The 16,174-nt window shown below is 54.9% G+C and carries 11 protein-coding genes and 1 pseudogene; 4 read left to right on the forward strand and 8 right to left on the reverse strand.

Features of this window, described 5'->3' with window-relative positions:
• Positions 1–5 precede the first annotated feature (5 nt).
• Positions 6–1,404 (reverse strand): annotated as a pseudogene (locus QW71_RS42265) (NAD(P)-dependent oxidoreductase).
• Positions 1,405–1,738: 334 nt separating this feature from the next.
• On the opposite strand from QW71_RS42265, the gene QW71_RS25305 reads away from it, so the two are divergent.
• Entirely contained in the window at positions 1,739–3,427 is a 1,689-nt protein-coding gene (locus tag QW71_RS25305) for a PucR family transcriptional regulator ligand-binding domain-containing protein (RefSeq protein ID WP_039305621.1), read from the forward strand.
• On the opposite strand, the gene QW71_RS25310 is transcribed toward QW71_RS25305, so the two are convergent.
• From QW71_RS25310 to QW71_RS25335, 6 genes are all read right to left on the reverse strand, one after another.
• Complete coding sequence (locus tag QW71_RS25310) at positions 3,393–4,760, reverse strand: aspartate aminotransferase family protein (RefSeq protein ID WP_039305625.1); 1,368 nt, start codon at positions 4,758–4,760, stop codon at positions 3,393–3,395. The genes QW71_RS25305 and QW71_RS25310 overlap by 35 nt on opposite strands.
• Positions 4,761–4,807: 47 nt before the next feature.
• The gene (locus QW71_RS25315) at positions 4,808–6,271 is read right to left on the reverse strand and encodes a CoA-acylating methylmalonate-semialdehyde dehydrogenase (protein ID WP_039305627.1); all 1,464 of its coding nucleotides are present in this window, start codon (positions 6,269–6,271) and stop codon (positions 4,808–4,810) included.
• Between the two features lie 147 nt (positions 6,272–6,418).
• On the reverse strand, positions 6,419–7,522 hold the full coding sequence (locus tag QW71_RS25320; protein WP_039305630.1) for an ABC transporter substrate-binding protein: 1,104 nt from the start codon (positions 7,520–7,522) through the stop codon (positions 6,419–6,421).
• A 185-nt stretch (positions 7,523–7,707) separates the two neighbouring features.
• Positions 7,708–8,607 carry an ABC transporter permease gene (locus QW71_RS25325; protein WP_052770203.1) on the reverse strand — a complete coding sequence of 300 codons (900 nt, stop codon included), beginning with the start codon at positions 8,605–8,607 and terminating at the stop codon, positions 7,708–7,710.
• A complete protein-coding gene (locus tag QW71_RS25330; protein WP_039305634.1) occupies positions 8,607–9,419 on the reverse strand; it encodes an ABC transporter permease in 813 nt (270 codons plus the stop codon). The genes QW71_RS25325 and QW71_RS25330 overlap by 1 nt, the downstream gene beginning before the upstream one ends.
• Positions 9,420–9,421: 2 nt before the next feature.
• Entirely contained in the window at positions 9,422–10,204 is a 783-nt protein-coding gene (locus QW71_RS25335) for an ABC transporter ATP-binding protein (RefSeq protein ID WP_039305637.1), read from the reverse strand.
• Between the two features lie 369 nt (positions 10,205–10,573).
• Here QW71_RS25335 and QW71_RS25340 point away from each other — a divergent pair, with 369 nt between their 5' ends.
• Positions 10,574–12,166, forward strand: a complete 1,593-nt coding sequence (locus QW71_RS25340; RefSeq protein ID WP_039305640.1) for a histidine kinase N-terminal 7TM domain-containing protein — start codon at positions 10,574–10,576, stop codon at positions 12,164–12,166.
• Positions 12,167–12,472: 306 nt separating this feature from the next.
• Here the strand turns inward: QW71_RS25340 and QW71_RS25345 are convergent, their stop codons facing one another.
• Complete coding sequence (locus QW71_RS25345) at positions 12,473–13,327, reverse strand: MBL fold metallo-hydrolase (protein WP_039305643.1); 855 nt, start codon at positions 13,325–13,327, stop codon at positions 12,473–12,475.
• Between the two features lie 271 nt (positions 13,328–13,598).
• On the opposite strand from QW71_RS25345, the gene QW71_RS25350 reads away from it, so the two are divergent.
• The gene (locus QW71_RS25350) at positions 13,599–14,444 is read left to right on the forward strand and encodes a DUF72 domain-containing protein (protein WP_039305646.1); all 846 of its coding nucleotides are present in this window, start codon (positions 13,599–13,601) and stop codon (positions 14,442–14,444) included.
• 99 nt (positions 14,445–14,543) lie between these two features.
• Positions 14,544–16,028, forward strand: a complete 1,485-nt coding sequence (locus QW71_RS25355; protein ID WP_039305649.1) for an alpha-amylase — start codon at positions 14,544–14,546, stop codon at positions 16,026–16,028.
• The last annotated feature ends 146 nt before the right edge of the window (positions 16,029–16,174 follow it).

Genomic DNA, 16,174 nt, shown 5'->3' on the forward strand with positions numbered 1-16,174 from the left:
GAAATCTATACCGCAGAGCCAACCACACTGTCCTGATGGCCCGACATTTGCTTCACAATCGCATAGGCGGCCTCCTTGCCCTGCTGGGCGGCCGAGACAACCATCGCTTCACCTGCACCGGAACCGAAGACGATATCACCGGCAGCATAGATCTGCGGATCAGAGGTACGCCCGGTTGCCCCGTCAATCTTCACTACACCCCGGTGATGCTCCAGGCCCAGCGCTTCAATGAGGTCAATCCGCCGCTTCTGCCCGATCGCCACAACTACCGCGTCCACGGGCAGGATGAATTCGGAGCCCTCCACCGGCATCGGAGCAAGGCGGCCGTCCGGACCGGTCTCGCCCGTCAGCTTCATCTGCACGCATTCCAGCCCGGTAACATTGCCAAGCTCATCCCCGACAATCCGCTTCGGCAGGGTCAGCCAGCTGAACTCCACGCCTTCCTGCTTGGCGAATTCATATTCGAAGTCATAGGCCGTCATCTCCGTACGGGTCCGGCGGTAGACCATCTTAACGTTCGCTGCGCCAAGCCGCACGGAGCAGGTAGCCGCATCGATCGCCGTGTTGCCTGCGCCAATGACAGCAACGCGCCGGCCCATCAGCTCCAGGGTAGGAATCCCGGTCTTCGTGGTTTCAACCAGCTCTATCGCATCATAGACACCGGACAGCTTCTCGCCCTCGATGCCCAGCGGAGGGACATAGCCCATGCCTGCAGCCAGCACAATAGCGTCATATCCGGCCTTCAGCTCTTCTACAGAGATATCCACTCCGACCTTCATTCCGGTGCGGATCTCTACACCCAGCTTCTCTACCTGCTCTACTTCCCACAGGGAGATAGACTGCGGCAGCCGGAAAGATACGATCCCGTGCGTATCGAGGCCTCCTGCCAGCTGCTTCGCTTCATAGATCACCACCTGGAAGCCTTCCCGCGCCAGCTCTCTGGCTGCAGACAGCCCTGCCGGTCCGCCCCCCTCCGCCGCCGATCACGGCGGCTTTTTTACCGTTGGGGACACCTGCCTTGAATAATTGAACTCCGCTGCTGATCGCCCAGTCAGTAGCGTAACGCTGCAGCAGGCCAATCTGAATCGGCGCCGAAGCGTCATTCAGGACACAGGCACCCTCGCACAGCTCTTCAGTAGGGCATACGCGGGCGCAGCTGGCGCCTACCGGATTGGAATCCATAATCGTCTGCGCCGAACCCTTGAGGTTATCGGTGGCGATTCTTTTGATGAAGGAAGGGATATTAATGCTGGTCGGACAGGCCTTGATACATGGGGCATCATAACAATACAGACAGCGGTTGGATTCCTCGATTGCACCTTTGCGGGTAAGTCCCGGCTCAGCCTCGGCAAAATTGCGCATGAACATATCAGGTGTGAATGTTAACGGTGAAGCCTGCTCCATCGGTTATCCCTCCTTCTGTATGATAGCTTCCGCTTTCGAATCAGGTTTGTGTTATATAATATAACATTATTACGATGATTGCCTTAATATTTTACTTACTTATCAGGATTATTGTAGTAAAATGAACTCTAAGCCAACATCAACACGGATTCATATTCAATATTGAGTCATATTTCCTGACATTCTATATCCAAACTATAGTCAATTCAATTTTTCGTTACATTAGACACATTGTCTAATTTCAAAAGTCTATTTTTTACCTGTGAGAATGTGCTGAGAATGGAGAAGCCGCGCAGGCGGGCTGCAAGGCATACGTTCAACGAGGGGGAAGCTTATGGATTGGGAACTTGTATTTACGATCCGCGATGCACTGAAGAGACCGCTGTTTGCGGAAGCCGAGCTGATTGGAGGAAGAAACGGCCTGAACCGGGCGGTCCGCTGGGTGCATGTGCTGGAGAGCTCAAGCTTTGACAGCCTGATTCACGGAGAAGAGATGATTCTGACCACCGGGATGAGTGCAAGCACTGATTTGGCCGCTTCTTTATCTTTTATGCAGAATTTGATCGATAAGAACGCTGCCTGTTTATGCATTGAGCTTGGAGCGTATTTCAGCTCGATTCCGCAGGAAATGATTGATCTGGCGGGCCATCACGACTTCCCGCTGATACAGTTTACCCGCACTGTGCGTTTTGTCGATATCACACTCGATCTGCATTCCCTCATCATCAACCGCCATCACCGCATGCTGCAGGAGCTGGAGAGCATCTCCCGCGAATTCCACCGTCTGACCCTGACTTCCCAAGGGACCCTTAAGGTATTGCAGTTACTATGCAAAAGCACCCGCACACAGATTGTCTATATGCAGATTCAAGGTAAACCCCTCTTCTTCCCGGCCCTGCCGCCCGAGGAGCAGCAGCCGCTGCTGAGTTTCTTCGAGGCCTTCAGTGAAGAAATGGAGGGCGTTCAACCGGACGCTGCACCTCATATCCGTGAGTACGGCCATAAGACCATTGCTCTAAAGCCAGTCGGAGCCTTGGACCAGACCTGGGCCTATATTCTGATGGTCTGCAATCATAAGCCGCAGGAATTCGACTGCCTGCTGCTGGATTCCGCCTCCCTGTCGATCGCCCAGGAGCTGCTGCGCACGCGATATATGGAGGAACGGAAGCTTTTCTCCGAGAATCTGTGGGTGGATGAGCTCGTGAGCGGCCGCGGCCAGGATGATAACCGGATCAAAGGGCTGGTCGGACCCGACTTCAACGTGGTTAACGAGCTGCCGTACCGGGTCTGCCTCATCGAGATCGAGAACCCGCGTGACGTCAAATGGAACAGCTCGGAGAATGACTGGGAATCGATCACCTTCCATCTCTCGCTCATTCTGCGCTCGATCTTCGAGAAGTACTCCCTCCGTCCGCTGATTACACTGAAGAATAACCGGCTGACCGTCATTGCGCTGGATATCCAGTCCAAGCTGCCCGGCAAGCTGCGGCTGCAGCAGGCGCTCGATTCCCTGCAGCATATCCGCTCGGATGAGAAGCTGAAGGACCTGCAGCTCGTTACCGGAGTCAGCAAGTCCCACAGAGGTCTGAAACATGCCCATGCCGGATACCAGGAAGCCGTACAAGCGCTGTCTCTCTATTCTTGTTACCAGAAGTCCATTCTGTTCTATGAAGAGCTTGGCGTCTTCCAGCTGCTGCTGAGCCTGAACGACGGCAAGACGCTGGAGAATTTCATCCGCAGCTATCTCGGCCCGCTGATCGACCACGATGAGGCCAAGGGCAGCGAGCTGATGCTCACACTGCGCGTCTACCTCGACCATGACGGCTCGAAGCAGATTGCCGCGCGGAATCTGTTCATTGTACGGCAATCCCTCTACTACCGGCTGGACAAAATCACCGAGCTGCTCGGCGAGGACTTCATGCTTCCGGAGAACCGGATCTCCATTCAGGTGGCCCTGCGGGCTTACCAGTTCCTGTACCCGGAGAAGTTCAGTCTGCCCAGCTCCCGTTCAGCACAGCTTTGAAGGTGTCTATAATGAACTGAATATCCTCATCGGTGGAGGATAAAGGAGGAGCGAACGTGAGGACATTATTGAAGCCCGCTACCGTATCCCCGTTCTTGCCGATGATCAGCCCCTTGGATTTACATTCCGCGATAATACCCTTGACGATGCTGAGGTCAGCAGGCTGTTTGGTGGCTTTATCCGCAACCAGCTCGATGCCTATCACCAGCCCGAAGCTGCGGATGTCACCTACCAGCTTGTGATCCTGGAGACTAGCGAATTCATCGGCCAGCCTTTTGCCCAGAATGGCGGCGCGCTCCACCAGATTCTCCTGCTCCAGAATCTCCAGGTTGCGCAGCGCAAGCGCACAGGCAGCCGGATTGCCGCCGAAGGTATTCACATGGCGGAAATGCCCATAGTCGTCGCTGTTATCCTTGAAGGCCTCATAGATCTCCTTGCGTACCGCCGTGGCCGACAAAGGCAGGTAGGCGCTTGTCAGCCCCTTGGCCATCGTGACAATATCCGGCTTGATTCCGAAGTTGTGGTGGCCGAACTTACGGCCGGACCGCCCGAAGCCGCAGATCACCTCATCGATGATCAGCAGCACGCCGTGGGTGTTGCAAATCTCCTGCACCCGGTCCGGGTAGACCTGATGCGGCACAATGACGCCGCCGCCGGTAATGACCGGCTCCATAATCACCGCCGCGACCGACTCCACGCCTTCCCAGATGATCATGTCCTCAATAGCCTGCGCACACTGGAGGTTAAACGCTTCTTCGGTCATGCCTTCAGGACGGCGGTAGCTGTCAGGCGGAGCCACATGCAGGAATCCGCCGCCCAGCGGTTCATATTTGTATTTGCGCTGCGCCTGGCCGGTCGCCGACAGGGAGCCCATCGAGCTTCCGTGATATCCGCGGTAGCGGGCAATGAATTTATGGCGGTAATGCTGGCCGGTCTGCTGCTGGTACTGGCGGGCGATTTTGAAGGCCGCTTCATTGGCTTCCGAGCCGCTGTTGGAGAAGAAGATGACATAATCGTCCTCCAGCCATTCGTTCAGCTTCTCCGCCAGGGCGATCGCCGGCATATGACTCTGTGTCAGCGGGAAATACGGCAGGGTCAGCAGCTGATTGTAGGCCGCTTCCGCCAGCTCCTTACGCCCGTACCCGACATTCACACACCATAGCCCGGACATTCCGTCCAGAAATTTGTTGCCATCGATATCGGTAACCCATGAACCGCTTGCGGATGCGGCAATCATTGGCGGGTTCTTCTCACTGTATGGTGTAATATTATGCCATAGATACTGCTGATCCTTCTTGACCGCCAGCTCACTTTCTTTGCCCAGGCTCTGCATGGCACTCACTCCTCTCGGAAATCCCATTTGATATTTAAACTAATCAACTAATAACGCGCGGTGACCATTTTCTTGCGGGTGTAGAATTCAACGCCGTCGCGGCCATTGGCATGCAGATCGCCATAGAACGACTTCTTATAGCCCGAGAACGGGAAGAATGCCATCGGGGCCGGTACGCCGAGATTAACCCCCAGCATCCCGGCATCGATCTCTTCGCGGAATTCGCGGATCGCCTTGGCGCTGTCGGTATAGATACAGGCCCCATTGGCAAAAGGCGACTCATTCGTGACGGCTATCGCCTCGGCCAGATCCTTAACACGCACTACAGACAGCAGGGGCGCGAAGATTTCATCACGCCAGATCGTCATGCCCGTCTGCACATGGTCAAAGATCGTCGGGCCGATGAAATAGCCGCCGCCTGTTGCTGCAGCGTCCTTACGGCCGTCCCGCACCAGTTCAGCCTGCTCGGCAAGCCCCGTTTCGATGTAGGCAATCGTCCGGTCCTTGTTCGACTGCCGGATGACCGGCCCCAGGAACACGCCGTCTTCCTTGCCGTCCCCGATCTTCAGTCCGTCAGCCGCAGCAGTCAACCGGCTCACCAGCTCATCGCCGACCGCCTCATGCACCACAACCACTGAGCAGGCCATGCAGCGCTCACCAGCTGAGCCGAAGGCGGCGGAAATGATATTCTTCACCGCATTGTCAAGATCCGCATCGGGCAGCACAATCGAATGATTCTTGGCTCCGGCCAGCGCCTGTACCCGCTTGCCGTGCGCCGTACCCTGCTTATATACATATTCCGCCACCGGCTGTGAGCCGACGAAGGAAATTGCCTTCACCTCTTCATGCTCCAGCAGACCATTCACGACCTCATGTGCGCCATGCACGACATTCAGTACGCCCGGCGGAAATCCCGCCTCAGCGAACAGCTCTGCCAGCCGGCCCACCAAGAGCGGTGTCCGCTCGGAGGGCTTCAGCACAAAGGTATTGCCGCAGGCAATGGCCAGCGGGAACATCCAGCAGGGCACCATCATCGGGAAGTTGAACGGGGCGATGCCGCCGATCACCCCCAGCGGGTAGCGGTACATCCCCGACTCCACGCCCGTGGCGATATCCGGCAGCTGGCTGCCCATCATCAGTGTGGGAATACCTGCGGCAAATTCCACGCATTCGATGCCGCGCTGCACTTCGCCCAGCGCTTCCTCCAGGCTTTTGCCGTTCTCCAGCGTGATCAGCTCCGCCAGCTCATTCCAGTGCTGCACCAGCAGCTGCTGGTACTGGAAGAAATAGCGGGCACGGCGAGGAACAGCCACTCTTTTCCACGATGCATAGGCCTCTGAAGCTGCCTGTACGGCAACGTTCAGCTCAGCACGGCTGGAGATCGGCACATAAGCAATCACTTCGCCCGTTGCCGGATTGAATACCTCCTCTTCCTGCCCGGATGAGGATTCCACCCAAGCACCATTCACATAGTTCTTCACTTTACCGGCCTGCCCCACGAGCAGAGACATAGTCTGCACCTCTTTCCATATTCTGGGCTGATCATTATAATAGATGACCGCCGTGCCCGGGCGGCCATCTATTATAGCTATATAAGCTGAACTTAAGAATGATGCCCTGCTGATTCTTAAACTCACTATATATAGGAAGGAATTCCGTTATTTTGCCGCCATCTCGACAATTTCGTTCGTATAGGCTGCATTCACATCAGATGCTGTCTTGATTACACCGAATTTGAGCGCAATATCAGCTGTCTGCTGGAATGCCGCTGCATCCGTATAACCCATCTTGGAAGCATCGAAGCCCTCCGGCTGAATCAGCTTGGCAACTTCAGTCATCATGGTCAGCTGATGCTCGCGGGACGTACTGCCTTCTTCCGCAAGCTTCATTACACTGTCAACAGCCGCTTCAGGATCGGCAATCGCATCTGCCCAGCCTTTGAGGGAAGCACGGACGAACTTGGCTGCCGTTTCTTTATTGGCTTCCAGCCACTCCTTGTTGGCGAACAGGTTGTCTTCGAGCATCGCCACACCCTCGTCATTCATGTCGATTACATTCAAATCCTCTGCCTTGATACCTGATTCCAGCACCACCTGATATTCGTTGTAGGTCATGGCCGAAGCTGCATCAATCTCACCGCCAAGGAACTGGTCCATGGTGAAGCCCTGCTTGGTGAAGTTCAGATCCTTATTAGAATCCAATTTGTATTTATCAAAGAGTGCCAGAATCTCGAACTCGTTACCGCCCATCCAGTTGCCGACCTTCTTGCCCTTCAGGTCAGCCGGTGTAGCGATGCCCGCATCCTTCTTGGATACCAGCACCAGGCCGCTCTTCTGGAAGATCTGGGCGATCTGCACCAGCGGCATTTCCTGCTCCTGGCTGGTCAGCAGACTCGCCACCCAGTCTACGCCAATATCGGCCGAACCGCCGGCCACCTGCTGCTCCGGCACGATATCCGGACCGCCGGGCAGAATCTCAACATTCAGCCCTTCTTCGGCATAATAGCCTTTGTCCTGGGCTAAGAAGTAGCCGGCGAACTGCGCCTGCGGTACCCACTTGAGCTGCAGCTTCACGGTAACCGGATCAGCCGCCGGTTCTGTGGTTGCCGCCGCTTCCGGTGAAGCCGCAGCCGTATTGCCCGCTGTCGCCTCTGCCGCCGGAGCAGTATTGTTGTTGCCGCCGCAGCCTGCCAGTAAAGAGATCACCATTATGACCGCCGCCATCATTAATCCGCCACGAAATTTGCTTCTTTTACCCTTCATCTCAGCAACTCCCCCTACCAAATTGAGTTTTGTAATCCGGCCAAACACAGCATGGTTGCCATCGTGGTGCTCTATGCATACGGTCATGCGTTGACAGCTTCTCTATATCCCGTCAGCGCAGAAGCCGGATGTAACAGGTACAGGGTGCTACAGGGTGCTACAGGGTGCTACAGGCATTACAGTTGTTACGCACGCTGGGAGGGATGCCATTTGATGAATACCTTCTCCAGCCGTTCAACGGCCAGGTAAAAGATGACTCCGGCAATGGCTGCCAGCACAATGCAGGACCAGCCCAGCGGCATTTTGGCCACCTTGATGGAGTTGGAGAGCAGATAGCCGAGTCCCCGCGAGGAGAAGAAGAACTCCCCGACAATGGCTCCGATCATACTCGCCGTAGCGTTGATCTTCAGCGCAGTGAATACATAGGGCAGGCTGTTCTGAATCCGCAGATAGCGGAATACTGCCGGTTTGCCCGCTGCATAGGAATGCATCAGATCAAGGGCCAACGGATCAACAGCCGCCATACCCTTGTAGGCATTGATGGCCATGGCCGCCATCGTGGTCGCGGTAACAATAGCGGCCCGCGAGCCGATGCCGTCACCGAACCACAGGTTCATGATCGGGGCAAGCGCCACGATCGGCACGGCATTCAGCACAGCTACCATTGTCAGGCTGCCCCCGCCCCAGCGGGGCCAGGCCGTTGCGGCCAGCGCAATGAGGAAGCCGCAGGCTGAACCGATCAGCATGCCAAGGACAGCTTCAGTGAGGGTATATCCGGTATAAGAGAGCAGGAGGCTGAAGTTGTCCCGCATAGCTTCCGCTATGGCCGAGGGCAGCGGCAGCTGATATTTCTTCAAATCGAAGATTCGGTGAAACACTTGATATTCCCACAACACCAGGAATATCACCCCGGCCAGGAGGGGAAGGATGATTCCGGGATTCAGCCGCCGCAAGGGACGGCGGGGATTCTTTTGCTTCCCTGGTTCTGATGAAATTCCGTTGTTAGATGCCGGGACTGGAGCAGGACCCGCCTCCGTGCCGGCAGAAGTAATGAATGGGATATCGCGTACAGAATTGCTTGCCATCAGCGGCTCCCTCCTTTGGGACGGAATTCCGGCTGCCATGGCGCCACCATACGTTCGGCCAGGCTCATCAGCCAGTAGCTTGCCATGCCGAGCAGGGCGCCGACCAGTACCGTGGACCAGAACATATACGTATGGGAAGGGCCATAGTAGAGATTGCGGAGCATAATTACACCGATGCCGTGCTGCGCACCCATCAGCTCAACGAGAATAGCGCCCGTTACAGCCAGCGGTGCAGCAATCTTCAGGCCGCTGAACAGACCCGGCAGCGCTGCGGGGAAACGCAGCTTCCAATAGACTGCCCAAGGCTTAGCGGCATAGGAATGCATCAGCTCCAGCGCGGATAGATCCACACTGCGAAGTCCGCGCAGCATGTTAAGCGCCACCGGGAAAAAGGTGATATACCCGGATATAATAATCCGCGACACCTGCTCGTCGCGTACAATGCCGTAGATAATCGGCGCCAGGCCAAGGATTGGAATCATCTGCGAAGCAATGGCATAGGGGAAGGCAAGCTGTTCTATTGTCTTCGACAGGCTCATCAGCACTGCCAGAATGACCCCGGCCAGCGCTCCGATCAGAAATCCGACACCGGCGTTGCCGAAGGTGGCCCCGCCCTCTTTCAGGAGCGTCCCGCTATACTTCCAGAGGGTTGCGGCCACTTCATGAACATAAGGCAGCTTGGACTGGGCCAGCGGCGTCTTCGCTACGTTCAGCAGCCACCATGAGACAGCCTCCCAGACCACCAGCAAACCAAAGATCCAGACGAACAGCGGCAGCACGCGCTCCCGCATAAACGCACTGTTCTGCTTCATGCCTACACCCCTTCAAAGCTGTCGCGGATGCGGGCGATCAGTTCAAAAAACTCAGGACTGTTTCTCATCTCCGCCGTCCGCGGGCGCGGCAGCGGAATATCAACAATCGCAGACAGTCTTCCCGGATGCGGGGATAGCACGAATACTCTGTCTGACAGGAAGATGGATTCAGGGATGCTGTGAGTGACGAATACAATCGTGCTCTGGACCTTGCTCCAGACGGAGAGAAGCTCTTCGTTCAGGCGTTCGCGGGTAAATTCGTCCAGCGCTGAGAAGGGTTCATCCATGAGCAGAATTTCCGGCTCCATCGAGAGCGCTCTGGCGATGGCTACGCGCTGCTGCATCCCTCCGCTCAGCTGCCAGGGATATTTATCAGCAAACCCCTGCAATCCCACGAGATCCAGCAGTTCCAGCGCTTTATCCTCGCGGACCGATTTCTTAACGCCCATCAGCTCCAGCGGCAGCGTAATATTATGTTTGACCTTCCGCCAGTCATACAGCACCGGACTCTGAAAAACAATCCCATACTTTTGTGCCAGCCGCGCTTCCTTCGCCGTCTTTCCGGCCACCATGATATTTCCGGCTGTTGGTGTTATAAGATCTGCCATCAGTCTCAGCAGTGTGGTTTTACCGCATCCGGAAGGTCCCAGCAGGGACACGAACTCTCCTTTGGCAATATCAAGGCTTACCTGATGCAGCGCAAGCACGTCAGCCGTTTCCGTCTTATAACGCATCTCGACGCTCTCCAGCTGTATTTCAGGAATTTTCGTCGCTACCAATGACATTTCCAGCTCCCCCTTCATCCCTGAATCTATTATATGTTAAATAACATAACACATATGTTGTGAAAAAACGCCCTTTTCTTGTTACATGTTCGATTAACTAACATCTTACACTTTGCTCTGCAGACCCACATTAGACAAATCGTAAAATGGACTCTGAGAAATTCCGTCATTTTGTCCAGGAGCCCGTTTGCATTGTTAATAATCTAGAATTGTGCCGATAAAGTTAGTATGTATTCTCACCCTCTGTTGCCGGATTCCTGCCAACTGTTATCTATGCAGATGTGTGATATCATTTAACTATATCTACTCTTCTATAGGAGACCTTTAGCCAATGTTCAAAGCCTATTCCTACACATGGAGGCGCTACCCATGGAATCCATGATTTCCAACTATATAGTCATCGTCTCTATTTCAGGTGTGCTGAGCGCATTGCTGGCGCTGTTTGCCTATTATAGGAAGACAGATTTTTCCGGTCTAAAAGCTTTCATTGTAAGCTCAGCTGCTTCGGCGATATATACCTTCGGGTTCGCGCTGGAACTCTCCGGCAGCACCATGCAGGAAATCGCGTTGTGGGTTAAGGTGGAGTACCTCGGTATGCCTTATATCGCCCCCTCCAGCATGCTAATGATTATGCACTTCGTAGGTCTGGAGCGGCTGATTTCCAAAAAACTGCTGACCGTCCTGTATTCGGTGCCCGTGATCTCTACCGTGCTCGTATGGACCAACGATTCCCACCACCTGTTCTATCAATCCATGCATTTCCGGGAAGGTGCCCCTACACCGCTGATCGATATCGTCATGGGACCCTGGTATATTGTGCAAGGCAGTCTGACCTTCGGCTGCATGCTGGCCGGCATGTGCCTTATTCTCTGGCGCTGGAACCGGATGAAGCGGGTGTACCTCCGGCAAATGGTGATTATTTTCATCGGGCAGTTCCTGCCTGCGCTGGGCGCATTCCTCTACCTGATGGATGCGACTCCGTATGGAATGGACCCCGTGCCCGTAATCATGAGTGTAACGTCCACCCTGTATATATGGGCTATTCTCTCCCGGGGCATGCTTACCGCCGCACCCATTGCCCGCGAGAATCTGTTCGAGAGCATGCGGGACGGCGTGCTGGTCATGGACCTCTCGGACAAGCTTGTCGATTACAACCGGGCCGCAGCCGAGATGCTGCAGGATCTCGATGCCTCCGCAATCGGCAGGCCGCTGGCCCAGCTGTTCCTTCCCGCCGGCAAGGAAGCTGTCGATTATGTGATGAATTCCAATCCCGGGGACAGCGAGGAGCAGGAGCTTGTGTGGAATCTGGGGAAGGATGTCCGTTATTACCAGATTCGCTCCTCCCCGGTGCAGAAGCATGACGGGCATCTGGCCGGACGGATGATTATGCTGATCGATGTCACCGAACGGACACTGCTCCAAGAGAAGCTCCTGCAGCTGGCCACCATCGACAGCCTTACCGGTATTTATAACCGGACGCATTTCATGGAACTGGGCCGGGGCTTGCTGGAGGAAGCGGCCGAACGCTCCGCCCCCTTTTCGATCATCCTGCTGGATATCGATTTCTTCAAAAGCATCAATGACCGGTACGGACACCAATATGGCGATATGGCATTGCAGCATGTAGTGGGTGTATGCAGCCGGCATGTGCGGGAAGAGGATATCTTCGGACGTTATGGAGGCGAGGAATTCGTCTTATGTCTGCCGGATACTCCCTTGAAGCAGGCGGCGGTCATCTCGGAGCAAATCCGCGGGGATATCGAGCGCAGCGCTTTCTACACGCTGTCCGGGTCCATCAATGTAACGGCAAGCTTCGGCGTAGTAGAAGCCTTCCGCAGTAATATATCGCTGGAGGAGCTGCTCTCCGAAGCCGATCATGCGCTCTACACCTCCAAGCGGAACGGCCGCAATGCCGTTCATCTGTCCAGCGGTTCTGCGATCACGCATTTCAAGCCTGTATAAATTCATAACAATACAACTCCCCCCATGCCCGGACAGAATCCTAAGCACGGGGGTAGTGTTGTTTTTGGGGAAATTCTTATTGGGTACCAAAGGGGATGTAATGCCGTGGATAAGTTAACAGAAATATTAGAGGCCAAGCATGTGGAGTTTGAAATCCTCCATCATGAAAGACAGATTCGCACTATCCGTTTATTTACGGCGGTACAGGTGTGCCGTCATCCACATTGAAGCTTAATCCGCATGACTTGGAGAAGCTGAACCGGGTGGTTGCTTTTTTGGATTAGTCTCGGCTTCGGCTGCGGAGTATCACCTTGCGCCTTCCAGGAAATATTCCACACTCCGCAATAAACCCGGCGGCAGCTCTTCCAGTTGAAGATACGTCTTCAGCTCCAGCAGCACCCGCTCGCGGTTATCCCCGAAGACATCCACAATCCGGGCAAGACGTTCCCAAGGGGCAAGGTCTGCGCGGAATTCCTGTTGCGTCATCGGCACTCCATGTGACTCCACCAGCACGTTCGCCTTATAGCCGTAGATAAGCTCCAGCAGCTTAAGGAAACCGGTACTGCTGTAGCGGCGCGGTCCTCCGTATACGGAGGGTCCCAGAGCATCTCCCAGGAAGAGAACTTTATCTTCTATAACATGCAGGACGCAGGAATCGGCTGAATGATCACCGCCCACATGGCTTAGCTCACAAGTGACTCCGCCCAGATCTACAGTAATACTCCCGTTAAAGACAATATCAGGCGTACCCACGGCGATTACCCGCGGGGAGCCATATTCCAGGCGGATATGCGCTACACTCTCCTCACTGATTGTCCCCTCCTGCACAAGGCCTTCCAACTCTTCATCCGTTCCGCTCAGCCCTGCGAGCGGGTTAAGTACCCGCGCCGTTTCTTCATGCGCAATCACAGGGACGTTCCAGGCTGTCATCCCGAAGGTGTGGTCCCAATGCCAGTGCGTCAAGGCCAGCAGATCCGGCTGACGCCAGCCCCTTCTTGCCAGCTCTTCCCGGAACAGCTCCGCATGGGCGGGGGAATTCCCGGCATCCATCAGCAGTGTCCGGCGTGAGCCGGAGACGGCCGCCAGGATCGGGCGGTCCGTGTCATGCTCCTCATGCATGATAAGAATATGCGGACTTAGCTCCTGAAACTTATGTTCCATACACAACTTCCTTTCCATAGCTATACCTTAAAGGGTAGGGTAAGCAGAATAAAAGGCATTCTGCCGAAGTATATCCTCTTCCTCTTTTGGTGATAACAGCACCATTGGCAGTTTTTCATTCACGGTATTCTGTTCCAAATCCTATCTTCATGTTGCCTGAGTTTCAGCTTTTAATCAAATGCCCTTGTTTGCCTTGACGGGTTTTCAGTTTAATAAGAGATAGCCAGTGTTGAAACTGGCATAGAGCAGACTGATACAAGGAGGGCGTTCTATGATTAAAATCGGGCTTACCGGCTTCGGGGACCACGAGGAGCTGTACGGCAAAATCAAACCTGCCGACCGGCTTCCTGCGTATAGCGCTTATTTTTCCATTGTGGAGATCGACAGTTCTTTCTATGCCGTGCAGCCGGTCAAGAATTATGTGAAGTGGGTTAACCAGACGCCGGAGCAGTTCAAGTTCATTGTGAAGGCTTACCAGGGGATGACCGGACATCTCCGTGATAAAAAAAATTATTACGATACGCCGGAGGAGATGTACCGCGCCTTCCATACCTCCATTGCCCCTGTGCGTTCGGCAGGCAAGCTGGCCATGACGCTGTTCCAGTTCCCGCCCTGGTTCGACTGCACCAAGGACAATGTGGAATTTCTGCGTGAGGCTAAGGAAAGAATGCTGGATGTGCCCTCCGCCATCGAATTCCGCAACGATTCCTGGTACAGTCCTGAGCTGCGCAGCAGAACTTTGCAGTTCCTGGAGCAGGAGGGCTGGATTCATACCATAGCCGATGAGCCGCAGGCTGGTTCAGGCTCGATCCCGATTGTACCGGTCGCTACTACGCCAGACCTCACCTATGTACGGCTGCACGGCCGCAATACCGGAGGCTGGAATCAGAGCAGTCATCCCGATTGGCGCAAGCTGCGCTATCTGTACCGTTACAGCACCGAAGAACTGGTGGAATGGAAGAACCGTCTGCTTACACTTACGCAGAGCAGCCGTGATATCTACGTAGTCTTTAATAATAATTCCGCCGGTGATGCTACACCCAATGCGCAGGAGCTGCAGTCCCTGCTTGGGATTGACGGCGGTTTGGCCCCGCGCCAGCTGGATTTATTCACCTGAGGTTCGGAGGTCTACATAAATCTCTTCTACTCCTTGCTGAAGCAACAGACCCAAGAATTGTTCCATTCGTTTCACAACCCTTAAGGAGGCTAACCAGGAATGAAGAGAAACCATACCATGATGCAATTTTTTGAATGGCATGTTGCCGCAGACGGAGAACACTGGAAGCGCCTTGCCCAAATGGCCCCTGACCTGAAGGCGGCGGGAATTGATTCTGTATGGGTCCCTCCCGTAACCAAGGCGGTCTCTCCGGAAGATACCGGTTATGGAGTCTATGATCTATATGATCTGGGCGAATTTGATCAAAAGGGTGCCGTGCGCACGAAATACGGAACCAAGCAGGAACTGGTCGACGCGATTGCCGAATGTCTGAAGAACGGCATCGCGGTCTACGTGGATCTGGTCATGAACCATAAGGCCGGGGCGGATGAGACAGAGGTGTTTGAGGTCATTGAGGTCGATCCTAACGACCGCAATAAGGATATCTCCCAGCCGTTTGAGATTGAAGGCTGGACCAAGTTTGATTTTCCGGGGCGCGGAGATGAGTACTCCAGCTTCAAATGGAACCACACCCACTTCAACGGCACCGATTTCGATGCCAAGGCAAGCCGCAACGGCGTATTCCGGATCGATGGGACGAACAAAGGCTGGAATCAGAATGTGGATGACGAATTCGGCAATTACGACTATCTGATGTTCGCCAACATTGATTACAGCAATGAAGACGTGAAGAACGAAATGCTGAACTGGGGCAAATGGCTGGTCGACACCCTGCAGTGCAGCGGCTACCGCCTGGATGCCATTAAGCATATCAACCATGAATTCATTAAAGAATTTGCGGCGGAAATGAAAAAGAAACGCGGCGAAGACTTCTACATTGTCGGCGAATTCTGGAACTCCAACCTGGAGGCCTGCCGCGAATTCCTGAACACCGTTGACTATCAGATCGATCTGTTCGATGTATCGCTGCATTACAAGCTCTACTCGGCTGCGCTTGCGGGCAGGGACTTCGATCTGACGCATATCTTTGACGATACGCTGGTCCAGACGCATCCGGCCAATGCCGTCACCTTCGTCGACAACCATGACTCCCAGCCGCATGAGGCGCTGGAATCCTGGGTCGGCGACTGGTTCAAGCAGAGTGCCTATGCCCTGATTCTGCTGCGGAGGGACGGATATCCCGTTGTCTTCTACGGCGATTATTACGGTATCGGCGGCCCGGCGCCGGTGGAGGGCAAGAAGAACGCCATCGATCCTCTGCTCTGTGCCCGTTACAACAAGGCCTACGGCGAACAGGATGATTACTTCGACCATCCCAACACCATCGGCTGGGTGCGGCGCGGCGTTCCGGAGATCGAAGGCTCCGGCTGCGCCGTAGTGATCTCGAACGGGGACAACGGAGAGAAGCGGATGTTCGCCGGCGAAGAGCGCGGCGGGGAAGTATGGGAGGATCTGACCGGCAACCGCCAGGAGACTGTCACGATCGGAGAAGACGGCTGGGCGGTATTCCCGGTGAATGGCGGAAGCGTCTCGGTCTGGGCTCTGCCTGATCCGGAGCCGGAGGACGTTTGCGTAAAAGAGTGAGCATTGGAGTCCGGCCAGACGGTGGGCGGGCGGTGGGCGGTGGACAGCCGGGGCGGGCGGTGGACTGACGGACGAGGACAGGCGGTGAAATCAAGCGCACTTATGCTCCTCATTTCTCACTTTTGCCCGCATCCGGTGAAATCAGG

The organism is Paenibacillus sp. IHB B 3415, from assembly GCF_000802655.2.
Taxonomy (GTDB): Bacteria; Bacillota; Bacilli; order Paenibacillales; family Paenibacillaceae; genus Paenibacillus_AQ; species Paenibacillus_AQ phytohabitans.

Excerpts from the sequence above, each read along its gene's own strand:
- QW71_RS25305 (WP_039305621.1), top strand. The coding sequence starts at position 1,739 with ATGGATTGGGAACTTGTATTTACGATCCGCGATGCACTGAAGAGACCG.
- QW71_RS25310 (WP_039305625.1), bottom strand. The coding sequence starts at position 4,760 with ATGCAGAGCCTGGGCAAAGAAAGTGAGCTGGCGGTCAAGAAGGATCAG.
- QW71_RS25315 (WP_039305627.1), bottom strand. The coding sequence starts at position 6,271 with ATGTCTCTGCTCGTGGGGCAGGCCGGTAAAGTGAAGAACTATGTGAAT.
- QW71_RS25320 (WP_039305630.1), bottom strand. The coding sequence starts at position 7,522 with ATGAAGGGTAAAAGAAGCAAATTTCGTGGCGGATTAATGATGGCGGCG.
- QW71_RS25325 (WP_052770203.1), bottom strand. The coding sequence starts at position 8,607 with ATGGCAAGCAATTCTGTACGCGATATCCCATTCATTACTTCTGCCGGC.
- QW71_RS25330 (WP_039305634.1), bottom strand. The coding sequence starts at position 9,419 with ATGAAGCAGAACAGTGCGTTTATGCGGGAGCGCGTGCTGCCGCTGTTC.
- QW71_RS25335 (WP_039305637.1), bottom strand. The coding sequence starts at position 10,204 with ATGTCATTGGTAGCGACGAAAATTCCTGAAATACAGCTGGAGAGCGTC.
- QW71_RS25340 (WP_039305640.1), top strand. The coding sequence starts at position 10,574 with ATGGAATCCATGATTTCCAACTATATAGTCATCGTCTCTATTTCAGGT.
- QW71_RS25345 (WP_039305643.1), bottom strand. The coding sequence starts at position 13,327 with ATGGAACATAAGTTTCAGGAGCTAAGTCCGCATATTCTTATCATGCAT.
- QW71_RS25350 (WP_039305646.1), top strand. The coding sequence starts at position 13,599 with ATGATTAAAATCGGGCTTACCGGCTTCGGGGACCACGAGGAGCTGTAC.
- QW71_RS25355 (WP_039305649.1), top strand. The coding sequence starts at position 14,544 with ATGAAGAGAAACCATACCATGATGCAATTTTTTGAATGGCATGTTGCC.